Source organism: Paenibacillus yonginensis (genome assembly GCF_001685395.1).
GTDB lineage: Bacteria > Bacillota > Bacilli > Paenibacillales > Paenibacillaceae > Fontibacillus > Fontibacillus yonginensis.
The window spans coordinates 2253726-2275967 of record NZ_CP014167.1 but is presented as its reverse complement, the minus strand read 5'-3'; the positions used below and the strand labels follow the sequence as shown (position 1 = coordinate 2275967).

Sequence of the window (22242 nt, the reverse complement as noted above, 5' to 3'; positions counted from 1 at the left end):
CCAAGCCGCTTATATACTGAATGTAGTTCGAAATGAAAACGCTACCTTATTACTAAATGAATCGAAAAAGGGGAAAACCATGACCATTCATTACGACTCCGGCAATCATATTTTTCATTTGCAGTCCAAAGATTCCAGCTACATCTTCCAGCTTGTGCAGTCCGGTTATCCGGCTCATTTGTATTGGGGACCGAAGCTGGACGTTTCCCGCTTCCATACGGATTACCTGACGATCGAGCGCTGCTCGTTCAGCCCGAATTTCATTCGCGAGGACCGGACTTTTTCCTTTGATACGCTGCCGCATGAATATCCTTCCTATGGAACGGGGGACTTCCGCGAGCCTGCGCTGGAGATCCGGTTTGCGGACGGATCAGCAATCAGTGACTTCCGTTACGAGGGGCATGCAATCAAGGCGGGCAAACCCGAGTTGACCGGACTTCCGGCCACCTATGTGGAAACCAAAGAGGAAGCCGATACGCTGGAGCTTTATTTGAAGGACGAGCCAAGCGGGCTGTCGGTGGTGCTGGCTTTTACCGCCTTCCGGAATATCGATGCCATTACACGTTCCGTACGGATTGAAAATAAAGGGACAAACCCGGCCGTTCTGGAGCGGGTGATGAGCGGCAGCGTGGAATTCGCCGATGCGGATTACGAAATGCTGCAGCTGTCCGGCACGTGGACACGGGAGCGCCATATGCATACCCGCCCGCTGGTGCCGGGCATTCACCGGATTGACAGCAAACGCGGCTCCAGCAGCCATCAGCAGAATCCATTTATCGCGCTGCTTGAGCGGAATGCCGGTGAGGATTTCGGCGAGGTTTACGGTTTCAGCCTCGTGTACAGCGGCAGCTTTATGGCCCAGGCGGAGGTGGATCAATACGCCACGACCCGGGTCATGCTGGGGCTTCAGCCTTTTGGCTTCAGCTGGCAGCTTGAGCCTGGAGAGACATTTCAGACGCCGGAGCTTGTGCTGGTCCGGTCCTCGGAAGGGCTTGGCGGCATGTCGCGCACTTATCACAGGCTTTACCGGACCCGCCTTTGCCGGGGTGTTCACCGCGATCAAAGCCGGCCGATTCTGATCAATAACTGGGAAGCGACTTATTTCAACTTCAACGAATCGACAATCAAAGAAATCGCCGCTGCCGGCAAAGAATTGGGCCTGGAGCTGTTTGTGCTCGACGACGGCTGGTTCGGGTGTCGCGACAGCGATGATTCTTCACTGGGCGATTGGAAGGAAGACCGCCGCAAGCTGCCGAACGGCTTAAAGAAGCTGGGCGAAGACATCAACGAAATGGGCATGCAGTTCGGATTGTGGTTCGAGCCGGAAATGGTGTCGCCGGACAGCGATCTGTATAGGGCGCATCCGGACTGGTGCCTGCATGTGGACGGACGCAGCCGCACGCTGGCCAGGGAACAGCTGATTCTTGATCTCAGCCGGGCCGACGTCTGCGATTATATCGTTGACTCTGTAAGCAGCGTCCTGGCTTCTGCACCCATTACTTACGTGAAATGGGACATGAACCGCAACATGACGGAGATCGGCTCCGCCCTGCTGCCGCCTGAACGCCAGCGCGAAACGGCCCACCGATACATGCTAGGTTTGTACAATGTGCTGGAACGGATCACCTCGAAATTCCCGCATATTCTGTTCGAAAGCTGCTCTGGCGGAGGCGGAAGATTTGATCCGGGCATGCTGTATTACATGCCGCAAACATGGACCAGCGACGATACGGATGCCGTGGAACGCCTGAAAATCCAATATGGCACCAGCATCGTGTACCCGGCCAGCACTATGGGCGCGCATGTATCCGCCGTGCCGAACCATCAGGTGCACCGCAGCACGTCGTTTGAAACCCGCGGCCATGTGGCGATGTCCGGCAACTTCGGCTACGAGCTGGATCTGACCAAGCTGACGGACGAGGAGAAACGGAACGTCAAACTCCAGGTCGAGCAATACAAGCAGCTTCGGGGATTGATCCAGTTTGGCGATTTCTACCGACTGCTCAGTCCGTTCGAAGGGAATGAAACGGCCTGGATGTTTGTGTCCGAGGATAAAAAAGAAGCGTTCGCCGCCTACTTCCAGGTGCTGGCCGGCCCGAATGCGCCGCTTCGCCGCCTAAAGCTGAAAGGTCTGGATCCGGCCAAGGCTTATCGCCTGGAAGCGGACGGCAAAGTGTACGGCGGGGACGAGCTGATGTATCGGGGCCTGCATTTTAAGCCGCTTGAAGGAGATTTCAAGAGCTTACTGTTTATCCTGCGCGAAATTTAACGGCCTATACCGGTTTAAAACAGCGGACGCCCATATAAACGGGCGTTAAGCTGTTTAGTCATCATTTTTCCTGTGTTATAATAATATTAGGAAAAAAGGAGGCAGAACCGGCTGATCGGCTTTTGCTTCAAATCAAATAAGGAAAGGATCAGGATACCATGAGTTCCCGAAGGACGAAATCCGAAAGGACGATTTGGAAACGTTGTGATCTCTCTTATACTTAGCTCCCTTTCGTAGTGGCATGCCGGATAGGCTAACTCCCTGCGAAAGAAGCGTGTAATCATGCGAAGGACAAAAGCTCGAAGGACCTTCTTTGCAGGGCGTTGCCGAAAGGACAACAAAACTGCGATAAGAGGGATACCTGATGAGAACAGAAAACACCAACCATGTCAGACAGATTATAATGATTTTAACGGGTTCGATTTTGCTTGCATTGACGTATTACCACATTAACTTTCAGAATCATTTGGCGGAGGGCGGATTTGTCGGGATAGCCCTGCTGGGGAAATACCTGTTTAATCTGCCGCCCGGCCTGATGACGATTCTGCTGGACCTCCCCCTGATGGTGCTTGCTTTTTATCTGAAAGGACGCCGTTTCATCGGCTATATGCTGCTAGGCTCGGTTTCCTTCTCGGCTGCGTACGAAGCATGCGAACGTTATTCGCCGATAACGCTGAATCTGCACCATAACCTGCTCGTCGTGGCAATCCTTTCCGGATTGCTGACCGGGATAGGAGCTGGTCTTGTTCTACGCGGAGGAGGAGCCTGCGGAGGGGACGATATATTGGCTTTATGCGTTAGCAAATGGACCGGCATGAAGATCGGTACGGTATTTATTTTACTTGATGCCGTGGTCCTGCTGGTTTCCCTGATTTTCCTGCCGCTGCCGGAAACGCTGTTTACGGTTCTGGCCGTCTTGATCGCGGGAAAAATCATCACCTGGATCGTCGGTTTCCAGAAGAAAACCAAACCGGCCAAACCAGTTACCATCTCTTATGTTGTGGAACGGGTGGATGGCAAACCGGCGCAAGCTTAAGACCTTGGGGCGCTTTCCTTTTTCGGGGGGCGCTTTTTACATAACGAGCTTTTATTATAATGGCTGAAAGGAGCGCAACGGATGAACGAAACGAATAGAAACAAGAGCAGAAGCGGAGAGGTCTTGATTCAGGAGGTCAATAACACGGAGGTGCCGTACGGCTGTCTGTCGGTCTGGTTTCTGGGCCAGGAAAGCGTCATCATCAAAGGGGGAGGCGTGACGGTTTACGTCGATCCTTTTGTGTCCGAGTTTGAAGGGCGGAGTTACCCGGCGCCGATTCGTCCGGAGCATATCACCGGGGCTGATCTGTGTCTGATTACGCACGAGCATATCGACCATATGGACCCGGCCACGCTGTCGGTGATGGTCCGGAATAACCCTTCCATGCAAATGGTAGCGCCGGCCTGGTGCCGGGAACAGCTGCTGGAAGAGGCAGGAGTGAAGGAGGACAAGCTGGCAGACGCTGAAACGGCTGTCTGGCGTTCTCCTCGAGAAGGAATCCGCATCCAGGCCATTCCAGCCGCGCATGAACAATTGGAGCAGAATAGCCAAGGGTTCCACCGTTATGTGGGATATCTTATGGAACTGAATGGCGTTATCCTGTATCATGCCGGAGACACGGTGATCTACAAAGGACTTCTGGAAAAGGTTCGGCAGCATAATGTGGATTTGGCAATGCTGCCGATTAACGGGCGCGATTATTTCCGGACCAGCCGGGACATCATCGGCAACATGGATTACCGGGAGGCTGCCGAATTCGCTTACGCGGCCGGATTTGAAACCGTCATTCCGCTTCATTATGATCTGTTTGCCGGCAATGCCGAAAATCCGGGATATTTCGCCGACTATCTGTACCGCCATTTTCCGGAGCAGAAATTTCATATCATGGCGCGCGCCGAGCGGTTTGTGTATGTATCGCCGCGGGCTTTTCTGGGCTGATCCGTCAAGCCGGTGGACTCCGCTCCTTACTGCTCCTTACAGCTCGCTGGGCGGAGAATAGCGGAGAACGGACGATATGAGCGCTGATGCGGATCTTCGCTGGGACGGACAGCGGTTGTCTCTTTGCCAAACCAGCAGAGATTTCCCGCAATCTAAAATGACACGAAGAAAGCGGACCAGGGAAATTATTTATTCCCGGGTCCGCTTTTTTTGCCTACCGTAAAGAGGGAGGATTCCCGTACAATCAATTCGGAATCGACGACAAACACCCGTTTGTTCTCAAACTGGTTTTCGTTCATCTGGTCGATGAATTTTTCGACCAAAATGGCTCCCATCGTATATTTAGGCTGATTTACCGTACTTAAGGTCGGCTGAATGTATTTGCTGATCCGATTGTTATCGACTCCGATAACCGCAAGCTGGTCCGGGATGCGGATGCCAAGCTCCGCGCACGCCCGGTAAACGCCAAGCGCCATCTCGTCGTTGGCAGCGAAGACCGCAGTGAAGGACAGCTGCTTCTCTACCAGGCGTTTGAGCGCTTCGTAACCGCCGTTCTCGCTGAAATGGCCGTTCTCTACAAATTCAGGCCGGAACGGAATTTGATGGTCTCTTAGCGCCTTCAAATACCCTTCAAGCCTTTCGAAACTATCAACGGCGTCGGGATGTCCGTTCAGGAACACGATATCCCGATGTCCCTGCTGAACGAGATGTTTGACTACTTCCCGAGAAAATTTGACGTTATCGGTGTAAACGCAAGGGATGCGGTCATGCTGAATATGGCGGCCGACTACGGCTACGAAATAGCCTTTATCAGCGAGCTCGATAATTTCTTCGTCCGTAATGAGCGGAACGATTAGAATCAGGCCGTCAATAGTCCGGTCCAGCAGCAGGTTCAAATACTCCTGCTCTTTCTCCTTATGGTTCTCGGCGTCGCAAATGATCACCCTGTAGCCCTGTGCATAGGCCATATTTTCAATGCCCTTGATAATTTCGGTGAAATAAGTGCTGTTGATGTCCTGGGCAATAACTCCGATCGTTTTTGTCCTTTGAGAACGGAGATGTTTGGCTGCGGCGTTGGGATGATAACCTAATTCCTCAATAGCTTTCATTACCTTTAGCCTTGTTCTCTCCGTAACTCCGTTTGAGCGGTTCAGCACCCGGGACACGGTGGCGGGGGAAACGCCCGCTTTGGCAGCCACATCGACAATTTTGGTGTCCATCATTAACCTCAATCTTAGAATTAATTTGTATATAAGACTTATAAGCTTATTATATTTCAAACTGAAATCGATTACCATAAGCATTGAGTTTCAGATAAAGGGGGAGTACCGTAAGGAAAAATGACCTCTAATTCTGCCGAAGTATAGCATTTTGTTCTAAGGGAATCAGAAATCGATTTCATATGTCTGCACCCGCCAGAAAGGACACTTATTACAGGCCCAAATGCAGACTAGGAAGAAAACGATTTCGCGGCGTTACATGCTAAAAAAAGCACACCTTCCGAAGATTCGGACTAGGTGTGCTTGGGACGGGAAACTTCTCGCGGTTATTTTTTCTCCGGATGGTCTTTATCCCATTCCTCTGCTTTAGCGGTGCCGATTGCAATGGCCCGCCCTTCTTCATAGCCGTCCTCCAGCAGCGCGTTGGCGATCTCCACCGCTTTGCCGCGGACACGTGGATCGAGATTTTTCATGGATGGGGGATAATCATTTTTGCTCCAAGGCATCTGTATTCCTCCTCGAATGCATACAGGAGAGTACAAACGTCAACGTTATACTCTCCTGCACGAAATCCGAAGCGGGCCCATACGAGACCGCTCCGGTTGTATATTAGATTACCCTTACGGGGCTTATTCAAACAGCGCAAGATATTCGCCGTAGCCTTCTTTCTCCAGATCCTCTTTCGGAACGAAGCGGAGAGCGGCAGAATTGATGCAGTAGCGCAGGCCGTTCGGACCTGGCCCGTCATCGAAGACGTGGCCCAAATGGGAGTTGGCCCCCCGGCTGCGCACCTCGGTCCGGACCATGAAATGACTGGTATCAAGTTTCTCCTTGATGCTGTAATCGCGGAGCGGGCGAGTAAAGCTAGGCCAGCCGCAGCCGGCGTCATATTTGTCCGTGGAGCTGAACAGCGGCTCGCCGGAGACGATATCCACGTAAATGCCTTCCTCTTCATGATCCCAATATTCGCCGGTAAACGGACGTTCCGTCGCGCTGTTCTGCGTGACTTCGTATTGGATCGGCGTAAGTTTGCTTTTCAGCGTCTGCTGATCGATAACCGGTTTGGACCAGTGGGTTTCAATGAAGTCCTCGCGGCCCGAGCCTTTGCGATAGCGTTTATAGTGCATCGGATTTTTTTTGTGATAATCCTGATGGTAGTCTTCAGCCGGATAAAACGGTTTGGCCGGTAAAATTTCCGTCACGATCGGTTTATCGAACCGACCGCTGCTGGCAAGCTCCTGCTTGGAGGCTTCAGCCGCTTCCCGCTGGGCTTCATTATGATAGAAGATAGCGGTTTGGTAGGACTGTCCGCGGTCATGGAACTGGCCTCCGGCATCCGTTGGATCAATTTGCTGCCAGAACAGCTCCAGCAGCTTGCGGTAAGGGAATACGTCCGGATCAAAAGTGATTTGCACTGCCTCGTAATGTCCGGTTCCGCCGGCACATACCTGTTCATAAGTTGGGTTCTCCGTATGACCGCCGGTATAGCCGGATACTATGCCTTTAATTCCCGGAAGTTCTTCAAAAGGAGTGACCATGCACCAGAAGCAGCCGCCTGCAAACGTAGCCAGTTCGGTTTTGCCTTGTATATGATTCATAGCGTCTTCGCCTGCCTTTACATCAAATTTGAATCATTCAGAAGATAAGACCATTATAATAGATTTGGCTGTAAAACTAAAATTACGAATGATCCGGTTTGGCGGCGCTTCTTTTTTTATATCCCCAAACTCCAACGAGGACAAACATAATATATAGGCCTAAGATCTCCAAAGCCAGCAGAGGGCGGGAGAACAGGGAGCTCCCGAGATAAGCGTAAACCAAAATGCCGGGGAGCTTGCCGAGTATGGAAGCTGCCAAATAAAGGCCAAACGGGATAGAAGCCAAACCGGCATACACATTAAGGGCCCATTGGGGAACAACAGGGAGGAGCCGGTATAGAAGAACCGATTCAAAGGGGTGTTTATCGACATACGAAGCAAAACGCTTCAGCCCCGAGAACCGGTTCAGCCACCGCTCGGCATCCTGGCGGTACCAGGCTGCTCCGGCGGCGTAGAGCAGAACACCCGACAGGGTAGAGCCTGCTATCGTCAGGAGAGCGCCTGTCCAAGGGCCATAGAGAAGCCCTGCAGCCGCAATGACTACTTTATAAGGCATAATGGGGAACAGGGCAAGCAAAGTAGCCAGCAGAAACGTCATCATCAGTGACAGCCGATGATTCAGCAGCAGGCTGATCTGATCCCTGCAGGCAAAAGCCGCTGCCATCAGCAAGACATAAATAACAGGTCCAAGCCATTTCTTCATTTGCATCTGATCCTTCCTGAGTCTACTCCAAATCATATAGAAACTCCGCTCAAGAAACAACAGACCGGTAAAGGCCGGCACTTCCTATTCTTGTTGTTTAGAAAAATAAGTGTGCTATAGACTTTATCAGGAACCAGATGCTATAATGAAGCAAATGAATAGTTCGGTTCCCAAAGGGGAGTAGCTTAAGACAATAAAGTCGTCATTACGGGATAGTATCCCCGGCTTTATCGGCAACAATTCGAATTGTTGTTAGCGAGACCTTTGCCTGCTTGTTATGCTGCGGGTAAAGGTCTCTTTTTGTGCGATTTTCCGGACAAAACGGCGCCTTTGCCTGAAGTCAGGCAAGGCGCTTTGTTTTGCGGAATGTTTTTTCGAGAATTAAGGAAATAACGTTCCGGCAGCGCGGATCCGGCAAAATTCGAACAAAAAGGAGGTTATATATCTTGGATTTGATGAGCATGGAATTCTGGACGGCCTTATTCTCAATCATTCTGATCGACTTGGTGCTGGCAGGGGACAACGCGATTGTCATCGGTCTTGCCGCTCGGAATGTCCCGAAGGCTGATCAAAAGAAAGTGATTTTGTGGGGGACCGTAGGCGCTATAGTAGTCAGGGTAATTATGACGGTGCTTGTTGTACAGCTGCTGAACATTCCGGGCTTGCGGCTGGCAGGCGGCCTGGCATTGATCTGGATTGCCTATAAGCTGCTGGTTGAAGAGAAGAAACACGATATCACGGCGGGAACCCGCATGTGGGCGGCCATTCGCACCATCATTATTGCGGATACGATGATGGGACTCGACAACGTGCTGGCCGTCGCGGGGGCGGCACATGGCGACATGACGATGGTTATTATCGGACTTGCTATCTCGGTGCCGATTATGGTATGGGGCAGCACGATGATTCTGAAGCTGACGGAACGTTTCCCGATTGTTATTACGATCGGTTCGGCCGTGCTGGCCTGGACCGCAGCGAAAATGCTGGTCGAAGAACCGCTTATTCACGATTGGTTTGCCCTTGGAATTGTCAAATATGGGTTTGAGGCACTCGTTATTATTGCCGTAGTTGGTCTGGGGCTGATGACAAAAGCGAAACGTAAAAGTCAGACCTCCGAGAAATCCTTATCCTGAAACAAGGCTCTGAAGCGAAAAAAGGATGGAGCAAGCGCCTAGGCGCGGCTTCATCCTTTTTGTGCTGCGGGAGTCTGCTGTTGAAGCGGACGTCCCTCGGGGTTATTCAGTTATTTGGTGTTCTCCCGGCTGGCCAGACGAAACTGCTTGGGAGACATGCCGAATTTGGACCGGAATACTTTGTGGAAGTAGTTGTAGCTTGGAAAACCGGAGCTCTCCGCCACATGCTCCAGCGACAGCGGGCTGAAAATAATGCGTTCCCGGGCCATGTTCAGCCGAATATCGGTTGCATACTGGATGATGCTCTGCCCGAAGGTGGCTTTGAACAGATGCACCGCCCTGGACACGCTGATGCCGACGTGGGCAGCGGCGTCTTCCAGACGGAAGCTGGTAGCGGCGTTCTCCTCCACAAAATGTTTGAGCTGATAAGCCAGATAAGAGCGCTGCCCGTCCCGGGGCTGCTCCTCCAGCTGGCGATCAATTTCCAGACATAAAATCTTGATGTAATGGGCTGCAATCTCATCTTTGAGCCTCGAAACCCGTTGCTGCTCCAGCGATATCTGCCGGAACAGGTTGATAAAAGCGTCGGTCATCGGCATGCGAATTTTGTTGGGCCTGCTTTTGGCTGCCCACCAATTCCGGATCCAGCTTCCGTCAGTGAAGATATAGTAATCTCCGCTCAAAATGGAAGAGGTTTTAGACTGGGCCGCGGAATCGATATATAATTCATAAGGCTCTCTTGGAGAGAAGAGAAGCACATCTCCCATTTCAACATCCACGAGTTCGCTGCCGATACGCGTGCGCGCTTTGCCTTCGGTTTGCAGCCGGATTAAATAATGATCCGGGCCGTTGGCATCGTTGGAGCCATAAGCTTTGCGGTGAACGGAATAACCCGCCGCCAGAATAACCAGGTGCTCTTCGGCGACCATGCTGCTGCATCCTCCTGCTTCATTCAAAAATAAAATAATGACCAGATTGTTCATGTTTGAATCATATTATTCATTTTACTTTAATTCGAATCATATTACTATAAAGCTAACTTAAGGAAGCGCAACCAAGCAAGCCGACTCCTTAAGGATGAAGAAATTGGCTGCTAAATTGAACAGCTCAAGGAGTGATTCCGTGACCCCGTTGAAGGTTGGCGTTATTGGCTGCGGCAATATCAGTCCCGCATATTTTACTTATCTGAAGAACAGCTCCAAGGTGGCGTTGGTAGCTTGTTCGGACATGCTGCCTGAGAAGGCGCAGGAGAGGGCCAAGCAGTTTGATGTTGAAAGCGTATACACCGTTGAAGAAATGCTGGAAAGCGATGTAGACGCCATTCTGAACTTGACCATTCCCGCTTCCCATGCGGCAGTCAGTCTGGCTGCGCTCGAACATGGAAAGCACGTATATACGGAGAAACCGCTCGCCATTTCTCTTTCCGATGGAAAGAAAATGCTGGAGCTGGCGGCCAGAAAAGGGCTCGTGGTCGGTTCAGCCCCGGATACCTTTATGGGTTCCGGCCTTGAGACTGCCCGCCAGGCATTGCTTGACGGGGCGATTGGACGGCCTGTTGCGGCGACCGCCTTTATGATGGGAGCCGGACCGGAAGGCTGGCATCCGAACCCCGCCTTTTTCTACGCTGCCGGTGGCGGACCGATGTTTGACATGGGACCCTATTATTTGACCGCACTGATCCAGCTGCTCGGGCCGATTGCCCGGATCAGCGGCTCGGCAGGCAGCCAGATTCCGGAGCGGAAGGTCGGCTCCGGTCCGGACGCGGGCAAGCCGATCCCGGTTCAGACCCCGACGCATTACAGCGGTACGCTGGATTTTGCCAGCGGCGTAATCGGCACACTCGTGACCAGCTTTGACATCCGTGGCGGCAGCACGCTCCCGTGGATTGAGATTTACGGAACGGAAGGAACCCTGCGTCTGCCGGACCCGAACTATTTTGAAGGCGAAGTTAAGCTTCGGAAAGTCGGCAGCGAGGAATGGACGGTTCTCCCGCCCGTATTCGAAAGCCATGGCAATGAGCGGGGCAGAGGTCTTGAAGATATGGCCGATGCGATATCCGAAGGCCGCAACCCGCGTGCGTCCGGGCTGGTAGCTTATCACGTGCTGGAAGCGATGCATGCCTTCGGCAGATCGTCCCAGGAAGGCCGGCACATTGCGCTTGAAAGCGCCGCAGAGCTGAGCGCGGCTCTGGCTCCCTAGCGATCAATGAACATAGGACCCCGAACAATGAATTGAAACCGATGAATCTAAATTGAGGAAGAGGAGAATCGACATGGCCAAAATAGCCCTGCAATTGTATACGGTTCGCGAACAAATGGAACAGGATTTTGAAGGAACGCTCCGCAAAGTAGCGGAACTGGGATACCAAGGCGTCGAGTTTGCCGGCTTCTACGGCAGAACCAAAGAGCAGGTGAAAGCGCTGCTTGAAGAAAACGGGCTGACGGCTGTCGGCGCACACACTTCGCTGGATCTGCTGCTGAATCATCTGGATGAACAGATTGAAATCAACCAGTTTATCGGCAACAACAAGCTGATTGTCCCTTACGTCGCCGAAGAGGACCGCGGCCGCTGGGAAGAGATCATTGCCGACATCCAGCGTATAGCTGAAGCCTGCGCGGCTAAAGGCATCACTTTGATGTACCATAACCATGATTTTGAGCTGACCCAGAAGCTGAATGGCGAAACCGTGCTGGATACGATTTTTGAAACGGTGCCTGCTTCGCTGCTAGAAGTCGAACTGGACTCCTGCTGGGTCGAGTTTGCCGGCTTTGACGCCGTCGCTTACATTGAGAAATACAAAGGCCGCATGCCGCTTCTGCATCTGAAAGACGTGAAAAAGAAAGAAGACGGCTCGCCGGAAACAGTCGAGCTGGGCGCAGGACAGCTGGATATTAAACGCATAGCGGACGCCGCCATCGAAGCCGGTGTTGAATGGCTGATCGTGGAGCAGGATTATACGGCGAACGGTGCAATCAACTGTATTACAACCAGCATGGACTGGGTTAAAAACTATGTGTCTCAGGGAGGAAAATTGAATGTCTAAACAACTGAAAGTAGCGATTATCGGCTGCGGAGGAATTGCCAATGGCAAACATCTTCCGAGCCTGGCTAAACAACCTGAAGTGGATTTGGTCGCATTCTGCGATATCGTTGAAGAACGCGCCCGCAAAGCGGCCAAGGAATACGGCACGCAGGACGCTAAAGTCTTTACCGATTACCGCGAGCTGCTGGCAAACAGCGACATTGATGTCGTGCATGTCTGTACGCCAAACGATTCACACTCCGAAATTACGGTAGCTGCGCTTGAAGCAGGCAACCATGTCATGTGCGAGAAGCCGATGGCCAAAACGTCGGAGCAGGCCCGTGCCATGCTGGAAGCTGCCAAACGGACCGGCAAGAAGCTGAGCATCGCCTACCAGAACCGCTTCCGCAATGACAGCTTATATTTGAAAGAATTGTGCGAGCAAGGCGAACTGGGCGATATTTACCTGGGCAAAGCATTGGCGATCCGCCGCCGCGCGGTTCCAACCTGGGGCGTATTCCTGGATGAAGAGAAGCAAGGCGGCGGCCCGTTGATCGATATCGGCACACACGCGCTGGATCTGACCTTGTGGCTGATGGATAACTACGAGCCTAAGAGCGTAATGGGTTCCGTCTTCCACAAGCTGGGACATCGCGAGAATGCAGCGAACGCATTCGGCTCCTGGGATCCTGCCGAGTTCAAGGTTGAGGACTCTGCGTTCGGTTACATTACGATGAAGAACGGCGCCACGATCATTCTGGAATCCAGCTGGGCCCTGAACGTAGTTGAAACCGGCGAAGCCAAAACGCTGCTGTGCGGAACTGAAGGCGGAGCTGATATGAAAAATGGCCTGCGCATCAATGGCGAGAAGAATAGCCGTCTTTATGATACGCAAATCGACCTCAGCTCCGGCGGCGTAGCCTTTTTCTCCGGCGAAGAAGAGACCGACGCTTATCGTGAAGCCAAAGCCTGGGTGCAGGCGATTCTGGAAGACAAGGAGCCGCTCGTGAAGCCGGAGCAAGCCTTTGTGGTTACGCAAATCCTAGAAGCGATCTATGAGTCGGCCAAAACCGGCAAAGCGGTTTATTTTGACTGATCAATCCTAATACGCTAACACGCTGAAATAAGCCGGAAATGGAAGTTTTGCAGCTGTTGCCTAGAAAGCATGTCTATAATAAAGATTAGTATTCCATATTAAGGGTTCAAGGAGGAATTGGTGTGAAATTAGGCATTTTTATGGTTCTGTTTGGTGGACGTCCTCTCGAGGAAGCGCTTGACTATGTGGCCTCAAAAGGCATCCAGGCCGTAGAAATCGGTACAGGTGGCAATCCGGGCAATGCCCATTGCAAACCTGAAGAGCTGCTCGAAAATAAAACCAAGCTTACCGAGTTCAAGCGGGCGGTTCAATCCCGCGGCTTGACAATCAGCGCACTCAGCTGCCACGGCAATCCGCTTCACCCGCAAAAAGCGCTGGCCCAGGCGGATCATGACGATTTCGTCAAAAGCGTCCTGCTGGCGGAGCAGCTTGAAGTGCCGGTAGTCAATACCTTCTCTGGGTGTCCGGGAGATCATGAAGACGCAAAATATCCAAACTGGCCGGTAGCTCCTTGGCCAAACGATTACCAGGACATTCTGAAATGGCAGTGGGAGAACAAAGTGATCCCTTATTGGACAGAGTGGGGAAAATTTGCTGCCGAACATCATGTGAAGATCGGTTTGGAGCTGCATGGTGGTTTCTCGGTACATACGCCGGGAACACTTCTGAAGCTGCGTGAAGCGGCAGGCGAAGTAGTCGGTGCAAACCTGGACCCAAGCCATATGTGGTGGCAGGGAATTGATCCGGTCGAGGCGGTCAAAATTTTGGGCCATGAAAACGCGATCCACCATTTCCATGCGAAGGACACCACCATTGATCCGGTGAACGTCAACAAATGGGGCATTACCGATATGCAGACCTATGACAAAATGATGGACCGCGCCTGGCAGTTCCGCACCGTGGGTTATGGCCATGACCTCAAGACCTGGGCGGACATCATCAGCGCGCTGCGTCTCGTTGGTTACGATTATGTGGTCAGCATCGAGCATGAAGACGGCCTCATGTCCGTAGAAGAAGGCTTTACCAAAGCGGTCGGCAACCTGAAGCAGGTGCTGATTGAGGACTCCGCTGCCGATATGTGGTGGCTGTAAACAACTGATTCGCCTGACAGCTCAAAAAGAGAAAGAGAAGCAATCCTGAACGGTTCGTTTAAGGATTGCTTCTCTGTTTTTAGGGGAGGCAGGATAACCAAGTTACCCTTTTTCCCGAAAAATGAAGATTCCATGAATAGCCCGTTTTCAAATCGTTAAAACTATGTTAAAATGATATGTACTAACTTAATGTAAGCAAAATCCGGAACCATCTGCTCCGGATCATTAAAGAGGTGATAAGCAATGGCAGATAAGGATTTCAGCATGTGCCCCCGCTTTGAAACCGCATTTTCTTTCCTGGGGAAACGGTGGAACGGATTGATTATTCGAACTTTGATGAGTGGTCCCAAACGCTTTAAAGATATTTCGAATCTGATCCCGTCGATGAGCGATAAAATGCTGTCTGAACGGATGAAGGATCTGGAGTGCGAAGGGATTTTGACCCGGCACGTCTATCCGGAAACACCGGTTAGGATTGAATATGAGCTGACCGAAAAGGGGAAGGCGCTCCGCCCTGTAATGGATCAAATTCAGTCTTGGGCGGAAGATTGGATCGAGTAAAAGTGGATCAAGCAAGCATAGCCTTATTAACAAGAGTTTCAACACAGGCGGCCATTCAAGAAACGGGTAGGGATAGAACAGTAAATGATGAATAAGCAAATGCCGGATCCGGTACGCGGATTGCGGCATTTGTTTTTTGCTTAGCGATAATGATTTCAATCTGTCCGCAGCCTTTATGATCTGGATGAACAGAATGTTTGACGGAAGCCGGGATTTTGGGAAGGTATAGAAGGCAGGGCGTCCCCAGTGGGACGCTCTTTTGAAGGTAGGCGTTTGAAACGGACGGAGATGTCCGGTATGCTTAAAGGAGGAACCATACCAAGAGAGGGGGAGGAAAGGTGAGCTGGACAAGCTGGATCGGCCGCCTTCTTTTAGGGTTATTGGCATGCTCGGTGTTATTATTCTCGGCTGCCTGTTCCTCGCGGCCTTCTGCAGAACCGCAGCCTTCTGTCATGCCGCTTGACAATAAGATCAGGCTGCGAATTGACGGTGAAAGGCTGATTCCGGATATTACCCGGACCTTCCCGGTGGATGAGCTGAAGAAACCTGACCTGAGAGAAGTCCTTCGGAGCAGTGGAATTATTGTGTTAAATGATGAGCAAGACGGCATTGTCTCCGTCGGCGATATATCGCTGGATAACGGATTATCCTGGGCGGTTAAAGTGAATGGTGCCGAAGCAGAGGCCTCTTCCTGGGGCAAGACGATGCATAGCGGCGACGAAGTGCTGGTATATCTGAAAGGGAAGGACGGAGCAACCGCCTCGTCACTTACCCCTGTGGTACTCAATATTTCCGGCGGATTGTCCAAGCCGAGCATGCAGTATTACTTTGTGAATATCTACCAGGCGAATCTGACGGTTAGAAGCGTTCTCATGCAATGCGGTTTGATTCAGCTCAATGACGGGAGCCGTCTTGTGACGTCTGTTAATGGTTATACCGGCAATGTGAACGAACAGTGGGTCGTCAAGCTGAACAACAAAAAACTGCTGCAAAGCGGTCTGGATATCCCGCTTCAGCCCAGCGACAAACTTGAGGTTGTGCTGAGTCAGATTTAAGGCAAGCTGCTGCAATGTATTCGGTTCTGGAACAACCAAGCGACACCAAACATTAGTAAGTCGAGCGTAAATTAAAAAGCTCTGTCCGCTGCTAACGGGCAGAGCTTTTAGATTTGCAGGGGCTGAAGTGAGCTCGCAAAGGCAGCTGAAAAGGGATCAGATCCGGCAAATTTCATTCGGGCACAGCTCGCAGTGGCAGATGTCCTGGAGCATAACGAGATCTTTAATGACGATCATGCCGTTTTCGTATTCAAGCGCGTCCTTCTTGCGCAGGTCGCTCAGCATCCGGTTGACGCTTTCGCGTGTAGCGCCGATCATGTTCGAAAGATCGGTATGCGTAATCTTTTTATTAATGAGGATCGTGTCGCCGTGCTGTTCGCCGTAAGTATTGCTAAGCCGGATCAGCGTCGAGCAGAGCGCGCCCGGTTTGCCGTACATCATCAAGTCTCTGAATTTGGTTTGGGTCAGGCGGTGGTGAATGCCCATCCATTTCATGAAGTCGATCGCGAAATCGCAGTGCTGACAGATGAGGATTTCAAGATCCTTATTTTCCACGATGCCGACCTCGCAGTCTTCAATGACTTCCGCCGTAAAGCTGTGCTTCGAGCTGAAGAACGGATCGGCCTGGCCGATCAGGTCCCCGCGTCCGTACATATATAGAATGAGTTCTTTGCCTTCATCCGTCGATTTGGTCATTTTAACGCGTCCGCGTTTGATGTAGAACAATTTGTCCGACACATCGCCTTCCCAGAACAGATGGGAACCTTCGGCGTAATTTTTGTCTTTCATGATGACAAGCAGTCGATTGAAATTCTGTTCCGAAAAACAACTTGTATTCCCTTGGGTTTCAACGCCGTTCATTTGCTCGCTCATTTTTGGTTTCCCCTTTGTACTCCAAATTTTTCTCAAATTTTTAAATTAATTATAACGTGTATTATCTGTAATTTGGGGCTTTTTGAAGCCTAAAAAGTGGCGAAATTTTAAACATTGTGACTATTTTCACTTAAAAGAGGGGAACCAGCATTTGGAAACAGGGAAAATGGGAATAATAAATGAACGCTGTATTGCAAGAAATTGAAACTAGAGCGAAAACAAATTTTCAAAACAGACAAACTTTGTGAAAAAATTCACTACACAAGTTAAAATGGCTGTGCTATGATAAATCCGTAAAGAAGAACGGTAAGGCGATTCGGCGCGGCAGACTTTGTAACAAAGTGTTACAAAGTCTCGTTGAGGCAACAGCAAGGCCGCCGGGCTGCTCCGCCCGACCTATTAAACTTTTTCAACTATCAGGAGGATGAGAGAGATGGCCGTAAAAAATGAAGCAGCTTCAAATGTAAAGCAGGCCGTACAGCCTGCACAGGAGTACATCCAAGGTTTGATCGACAAAGCGAAAAAAGCTTCAGAGGCTTTCATGAGCATGGATCAGCAGCAAATCGACGACATTGTGCAGGCGATGGCTCTGGCCGGGCTCGACAAACACATGTACCTCGCCAAGAAAGCCGTTGAAGAAACGGGCCGCGGGGTATACGAGGACAAAATTATTAAAAACATGTTCGCTACCGAATACATCTGGAACAGCATCAAATATGGCAAGACGGTCGGCGTGATTGAAGACAATCCTTACGAAAGCTTCCAGAAGATCGCTGAACCGGTCGGCATTATTATGGGGATTACGCCGGTGACGAATCCGACTTCCACGACGATCTTCAAATCTTTGATCGCCATTAAGACACGCAACCCGATTATCTTCGGCTTCCACCCTTCCGCACAGGAATGCAGCCGCGAAGCCGCTAAAATTCTGCTGGAAGCCGCTGTGAAACACGGCGCTCCCGCCGATTGCATCCAATGGATCGAACAGCCTTCCATGGACCGAACCAACGCTTTGATGAATCATCCTGATGTAGCCTGCATTCTCGCCACCGGCGGTTCCGCCATGGTGAAAGCAGCTTACAGCTGCGGCAAACCGGCTCTCGGCGTAGGTCCCGGCAACGTGCCTTGCTTCATTGAGAAAAGCGCTGATTTGGATCAAGCGGTTAATGATTTGATCCTGTCCAAAACGTTCGACAACGGCATGATCTGTGCTTCCGAACAAGCGGTTATTATTGAAGAGCCTATTTTTGACCAAGTGAAGAAAAAAATGATCGCCAACGGCTGCTATTTCGTCAACAAGGAAGAAGCCGCCAAGCTGACGGCCGGAGCTATTGTCGCCGAAAAATGCGCCGTTAATCCGGCCATCGTCGGACAGCCAGCCGTTAAAATTGCGGAAATGTGCGGCATTCAGGTGCCGGCCGGAACCAAAATCCTTGTCGCCGAAATTGACGGCGTAGGTCCTAAATTCCCGCTGTCTGCGGAGAAGCTCAGCCCTGTACTGGCCTGCTACAAAGTAAAAACCGCTGAACAAGGCATCGACCTTGCGGAACAGGTTGTACACTTCGGCGGCATGGGACATTCGTCGGTTATTCATTCGAACAACGATGAAATCATCCAGAAATTTTCGGACCGTCTGCCAACCTGCCGGATCCTGGTGAACCAGCCTTCTTCGCAGGGCGGCATCGGCGACATCTACAACACGAACCTGCCGTCGCTGACGCTGGGCTGCGGCTCTTACGGACGCAACTCCACTTCTTCGAACGTGACCGCCGTCAACCTGATTAACGTGAAAAGGGTGAACCATCGTACCGTGAATATGCAGTGGTTTAAAGTACCTTCCAAAATCTATTTTGAAAAAGGCGCAACCCAGTACCTGGCCAAAATGCCGGACATTAACCGTGTCATGATCGTTACCGACCCGATGATGGTGAAGCTGGGATATGTGGAAAGATTGGAGCATTACCTCCGTCAGCGCCAAACGCCTGTAGCGATCGAAGTGTTCTCCGACGTTGAACCGGATCCATCGACTACGACCGTTGCCCGCGGTACTGAAATGATGGCGAAATTCCAGCCGGACTGCATCATCGCTCTAGGCGGCGGTTCGCCGATGGATGCCGCCAAAGGCATGTGGCTGTTCTATGAATATCCGGACACCGATTTCCACAACCTGAAACAGAAATTCATGGATATCCGCAAACGGACCTACAAATACCCTAGCTTGGGTCAAAAAGCAAAATTCGTAGCGATCCCGACAACATCCGGTACAGGTTCCGAAGTTACGCCGTTTGCAGTTATTACTAATAAAGAAGTCGGCAACACCAAATATCCTTTGGCCGATTACGAGCTGACGCCGGACGTTGCGATCATCGACCCTGAATTCGTCTACAGCCTGCCTAAAGTAGCCGTTGCCGATACCGGCATGGACGTGCTGACTCATGGTATCGAAGCTTATGTATCCGTTATGGCAAACGATTATACGGACGGCCTGGCGATTAAAGCGATTCAGCTGGTGTTCCAATATCTCGAGAAATCGGCTTTGACCGGCGACAAACTCGCCCGCGAGAAAATGCACAACGCTTCGACTCTGGCCGGTATGGCTTTTGCGAATGCGTTCCTGGGCATCAACCACAGCTTGGCGCATAAATGGGGCGGTCAATATCATACCGCTCACGGACGTACCAACGCGATCCTGCTGCCGCACGTCATCCGCTATAACGCGAAGAAACCTACGAAATTTGCGGCTTGGCCTAAGTACACTAACTTCGTAGCCGACCAGCGTTATGCCGAAATCGCCCGCATCCTGGGACTGCCCGCACGCACCACAGAAGAAGGCGTGAAGAGCCTGATCAACGCGATCCGCGACCTGAACAAAAAGCTGGGCATTCCGGAGTCGTTCCAGGCGCTCGGATTTGATCCAAAAGATTTTGAATCGAATGTAGATTATCTTGCAGACCGCGCCTTCGAGGATCAATGCACAACCGCCAATCCTAAGCTGCCGCTGGTCACCGAGCTTGCCGAGGTATACAGAGACGCCTTCTACGGACGTTTCGAAGAGTAAATGGATGAAATAAGGGATAAGACAGGGATCTGAACTCCATAACTTTGTGAAAAAAGTGACAAACATCACCGCAATTGTGATGTTTGTCACATCCCTTTTACCGGGGATAAGCTATGATGAAACCATAAAAGATCCCGAAGCGAAAGTGATGGGGCAGCTGAAGATAACCTTGAACTGGCCTCATCAGATTCTGAATTGTGAAATCTATCACAAATTTTAGGGATCTCGAGGCGGAGGATAACCTTCAAGCCTTCGTACTCCAAACTATATAAATGGAGGGATTACAAATGTCGGTGATTGAAAAAGAAACAGCAGCAACGCAGAATGCCTGGAGAGGCTTTAAACCGGGCAAATGGATGAGAGAGGTCAATACGGCCAATTTCATCGATACCAACATCAAACCTTATGAAGGAAACGAATCCTTCCTGCAGGGCGCAACGGCTAATACCAAAGCTTTGTGGGAAATCGTGTCCGACCTGTCCAAGAAAGAAAGAGAAGCAGGCGGTGTGCTGGACGTAGACGTTAACACGCCTTCGACGATCACTTCCCATGCTCCCGGATTTCTGGATAAAGACAAAGAGCAAATCGTAGGTGTGCAGGGCTCTGCTCCGTTCCAACGTACGATTCGCCCTAATGGCGGCATCCGGATGGTCATTACGGCTTGTAAAGCTTACGGCTTTGACCTTCCGCCAGAAATCGTAGATCTGTACACGAACGTTCGCAAAACTCATAACCAAGGGGTATTTGATGCTTATACGGCAGAAATGAGAAATGCCCGTCATACTGGTATCATCACCGGTTTGCCTGACGCTTACGGCCGCGGCCGCATTATCGGCGACTACCGCCGCGTAGCTTTGTACGGGGTAGACTTCCTGATCAAACAGAAACAAGAAGAACTGAAAGATATGGAAGTAGATGTTATGGACGTCGACGTGATTCGTCTCCGTGAAGAGCTGTCCGAACAAATCCGCGCTTTGGGCGAATTGAAACAGCTCGGCGAAATGTACGGCTTTGACATCTCCAGACCGGCCAACAATGCTAAAGAAGCTTTCCAATGGCTGTATTTCGGTTATTTGGCAGCCGTTAAAGAGCAGGACGGCGCGGCAATGTCTCTTGGCCGTGTATCCTCGTTCCTTGACACTTATATCGAACGTGACCTTGCCGAAGGCACGCTGACAGAAGAACAAGCTCAGGAACTGGTTGACCATTTCGTCATGAAGCTGCGGATCGTGAAGTTCCTCAGAACGCCTGAATATAACGAGCTTTACAGCGGCGACCCTACCTGGGTAACGGAATCCATCGGCGGCATGTCTGTAAACGGAACAACCAAAGTCACCAAGAACAGCTTCCGCTTCCTGCATACCCTGTACAACCTGGGACCTGCACCGGAGCCAAACCTGACCGTTCTCTGGTCCGACAAACTGCCTGATGCATTTAAAAAATATTGCGCTAAGGTTTCCATCGAAACCAGCTCGATCCAATACGAAAATGACGATCTGATGCGTCCGATCTACGGCGATGATTACGGTATCGCCTGCTGCGTATCCGCTATGCGCATCGGCAAACAAATGCAATTCTTCGGTGCACGCGCCAACCTGGCCAAAGCTTTGCTGTACGCCATCAACGGCGGTAAAGATGAAAGATACGGCACGCAGATCGCACCGGAATTCCCAGCCATCACTTCCGAATATCTGGACTACGACGAAGTGATGAAACGGTTAATTCCAATGATGGAATGGCTGTCCAAACTGTATGTGAACACGCTGAACGTGATCCACTACATGCATGACAAATACGCTTACGAACGGATCGAAATGGCGCTGCATGATCGCGACATCCTCCGCACCATGGCTTGCGGCATCGCCGGTCTGTCGGTTGTAGCCGATTCCTTGAGCGCTATCAAATATGCTAAAGTTAAACCGATCCGAAACGAAAACGGCATCGCAGTCGACTTTGAAATCGAAGGCGACTTCCCTTGCTACGGCAACAACGACGATCGTGTCGACAGCATTGCGGTCAACCTGGTAGAAACCTTTATGAGCATGATTCGCAAGCATAAAACGTACCGCAACGCTTTGCCAACCCAATCGATTCTGACCATCACCTCCAACGTGGTGTACGGTAAGAAGACAGGTACAACACCTGATGGCCGCAAGGCTGGCGAACCATTTGCACCGGGCGCAAACCCTATGCATGGCCGTGACAAGAAAGGTGCTCTCGCTTCCTTGAGTTCGGTAGCCAAACTGCCTTACGAACACAGCCTTGACGGTATTTCCAACACGTTCTCAATCGTCCCTAAAGCGCTGGGTAAAGAAGTGGAATCACGTAAAAACAACCTGGTAGCAATGATGGACGGCTACTTTGGCAGCGACGCGCATCACCTGAACGTCAACGTGTTCGACCGCGAACAGCTGCTGGATGCGATGGACCATCCAGAGAACTATCCGCAATTGACCATCCGCGTATCCGGTTATGCGGTTAACTTTATCAAGCTGACCCGCGAGCAGCAGCTGGATGTAGTCAACAGAACGTTCCATGAAGGCATGTAAGAAATAAACAATTCCCTGCAGTCCCTGCAGAAAGGATGA

At 51.1% G+C, this 22242-nt stretch carries 18 protein-coding genes; 12 read left to right on the top strand and 6 right to left on the bottom strand.

Translation table 11 applies throughout. The features are described 5' to 3' along the window. Window positions 1–79 precede the first annotated feature (79 nt). The 3 genes from AWM70_RS10490 (at window position 80) to AWM70_RS10480 (ending at window position 4244) form a co-directional block, all read left to right on the top strand. Window positions 80–2269, top strand: coding sequence for an alpha-galactosidase (locus tag AWM70_RS10490; protein WP_068696178.1), 2190 nt, complete (start codon window positions 80–82; stop codon window positions 2267–2269). 364 nt (window positions 2270–2633) lie between these two features. Then, window positions 2634–3305 (top strand): YitT family protein, encoded by a 672-nt coding sequence (locus tag AWM70_RS10485; RefSeq protein ID WP_068696176.1) that lies wholly within the window; start codon window positions 2634–2636, stop codon window positions 3303–3305. Between the two features lie 81 nt (window positions 3306–3386). After that, window positions 3387–4244: an MBL fold metallo-hydrolase gene (locus AWM70_RS10480; protein WP_068696174.1), complete on the top strand. Its 858-nt coding sequence runs from the start codon at window positions 3387–3389 to the stop codon at window positions 4242–4244. Between the two features lie 185 nt (window positions 4245–4429). Here AWM70_RS10480 and AWM70_RS10475 read toward each other — a convergent pair whose 3' ends face one another. From AWM70_RS10475 to AWM70_RS10460, 4 genes are all read right to left on the bottom strand, one after another. Next, window positions 4430–5464: a LacI family DNA-binding transcriptional regulator gene (locus tag AWM70_RS10475; protein WP_068696172.1), complete on the bottom strand. Its 1035-nt coding sequence runs from the start codon at window positions 5462–5464 to the stop codon at window positions 4430–4432. A gap of 326 nt (window positions 5465–5790) precedes the next feature. Then, window positions 5791–5970: a DUF2188 domain-containing protein gene (locus AWM70_RS10470; protein ID WP_068696170.1), complete on the bottom strand. Its 180-nt coding sequence runs from the start codon at window positions 5968–5970 to the stop codon at window positions 5791–5793. Between the two features lie 123 nt (window positions 5971–6093). Next, a complete protein-coding gene (gene msrA, locus AWM70_RS10465) occupies window positions 6094–7062 on the bottom strand; it encodes a peptide-methionine (S)-S-oxide reductase MsrA (protein ID WP_068696168.1) in 969 nt (322 codons plus the stop codon). 82 nt (window positions 7063–7144) lie between these two features. Next, window positions 7145–7765 (bottom strand): TVP38/TMEM64 family protein, encoded by a 621-nt coding sequence (locus AWM70_RS10460; RefSeq protein ID WP_068700559.1) that lies wholly within the window; start codon window positions 7763–7765, stop codon window positions 7145–7147. Between the two features lie 446 nt (window positions 7766–8211). Here AWM70_RS10460 and AWM70_RS10455 point away from each other — a divergent pair, with 446 nt between their 5' ends. Further along, entirely contained in the window at window positions 8212–8898 is a 687-nt protein-coding gene (locus AWM70_RS10455; RefSeq protein ID WP_068696166.1) for a TerC family protein, read from the top strand. A 110-nt stretch (window positions 8899–9008) separates the two neighbouring features. On the opposite strand, the gene AWM70_RS10450 is transcribed toward AWM70_RS10455, so the two are convergent. Beyond that, a complete protein-coding gene (locus AWM70_RS10450; RefSeq protein WP_068696163.1) occupies window positions 9009–9827 on the bottom strand; it encodes an AraC family transcriptional regulator in 819 nt (272 codons plus the stop codon). A 193-nt stretch (window positions 9828–10020) separates the two neighbouring features. Between AWM70_RS10450 and AWM70_RS10445 the strand changes: the two genes are divergently transcribed. From AWM70_RS10445 to AWM70_RS10420, 6 genes are all read left to right on the top strand, one after another. Beyond that, the gene (locus AWM70_RS10445) at window positions 10021–11097 is read left to right on the top strand and encodes a Gfo/Idh/MocA family protein (protein ID WP_099093080.1); all 1077 of its coding nucleotides are present in this window, start codon (window positions 10021–10023) and stop codon (window positions 11095–11097) included. A 73-nt stretch (window positions 11098–11170) separates the two neighbouring features. Continuing rightward, the gene (locus AWM70_RS10440) at window positions 11171–11941 is read left to right on the top strand and encodes a sugar phosphate isomerase/epimerase family protein (RefSeq protein WP_068696158.1); all 771 of its coding nucleotides are present in this window, start codon (window positions 11171–11173) and stop codon (window positions 11939–11941) included. Next, a complete protein-coding gene (locus tag AWM70_RS10435; RefSeq protein ID WP_068696156.1) occupies window positions 11934–13016 on the top strand; it encodes a Gfo/Idh/MocA family protein in 1083 nt (360 codons plus the stop codon). The genes AWM70_RS10440 and AWM70_RS10435 overlap by 8 nt, the downstream gene beginning before the upstream one ends. 122 nt (window positions 13017–13138) lie before the next feature. Further along, entirely contained in the window at window positions 13139–14107 is a 969-nt protein-coding gene (locus tag AWM70_RS10430) for a sugar phosphate isomerase/epimerase family protein (protein WP_068696154.1), read from the top strand. Window positions 14108–14350: 243 nt separating this feature from the next. After that, on the top strand, window positions 14351–14668 hold the full coding sequence (locus tag AWM70_RS10425; RefSeq protein ID WP_068696152.1) for a winged helix-turn-helix transcriptional regulator: 318 nt from the start codon (window positions 14351–14353) through the stop codon (window positions 14666–14668). A 338-nt stretch (window positions 14669–15006) separates the two neighbouring features. After that, entirely contained in the window at window positions 15007–15723 is a 717-nt protein-coding gene (locus tag AWM70_RS10420) for a hypothetical protein (protein WP_068696150.1), read from the top strand. 156 nt (window positions 15724–15879) lie between these two features. Here the strand turns inward: AWM70_RS10420 and AWM70_RS10415 are convergent, their stop codons facing one another. Then, window positions 15880–16596 (bottom strand): Crp/Fnr family transcriptional regulator, encoded by a 717-nt coding sequence (locus AWM70_RS10415; protein WP_068696148.1) that lies wholly within the window; start codon window positions 16594–16596, stop codon window positions 15880–15882. A gap of 433 nt (window positions 16597–17029) precedes the next feature. Between AWM70_RS10415 and adhE the strand changes: the two genes are divergently transcribed. Then, complete coding sequence (adhE, locus tag AWM70_RS10410; protein ID WP_068696146.1) at window positions 17030–19654, top strand: bifunctional acetaldehyde-CoA/alcohol dehydrogenase; 2625 nt, start codon at window positions 17030–17032, stop codon at window positions 19652–19654. A gap of 287 nt (window positions 19655–19941) precedes the next feature. Further along, window positions 19942–22203 (top strand): formate C-acetyltransferase, encoded by a 2262-nt coding sequence (pflB, locus tag AWM70_RS10405; RefSeq protein WP_068696144.1) that lies wholly within the window; start codon window positions 19942–19944, stop codon window positions 22201–22203. Window positions 22204–22242: the final 39 nt, after the last annotated feature.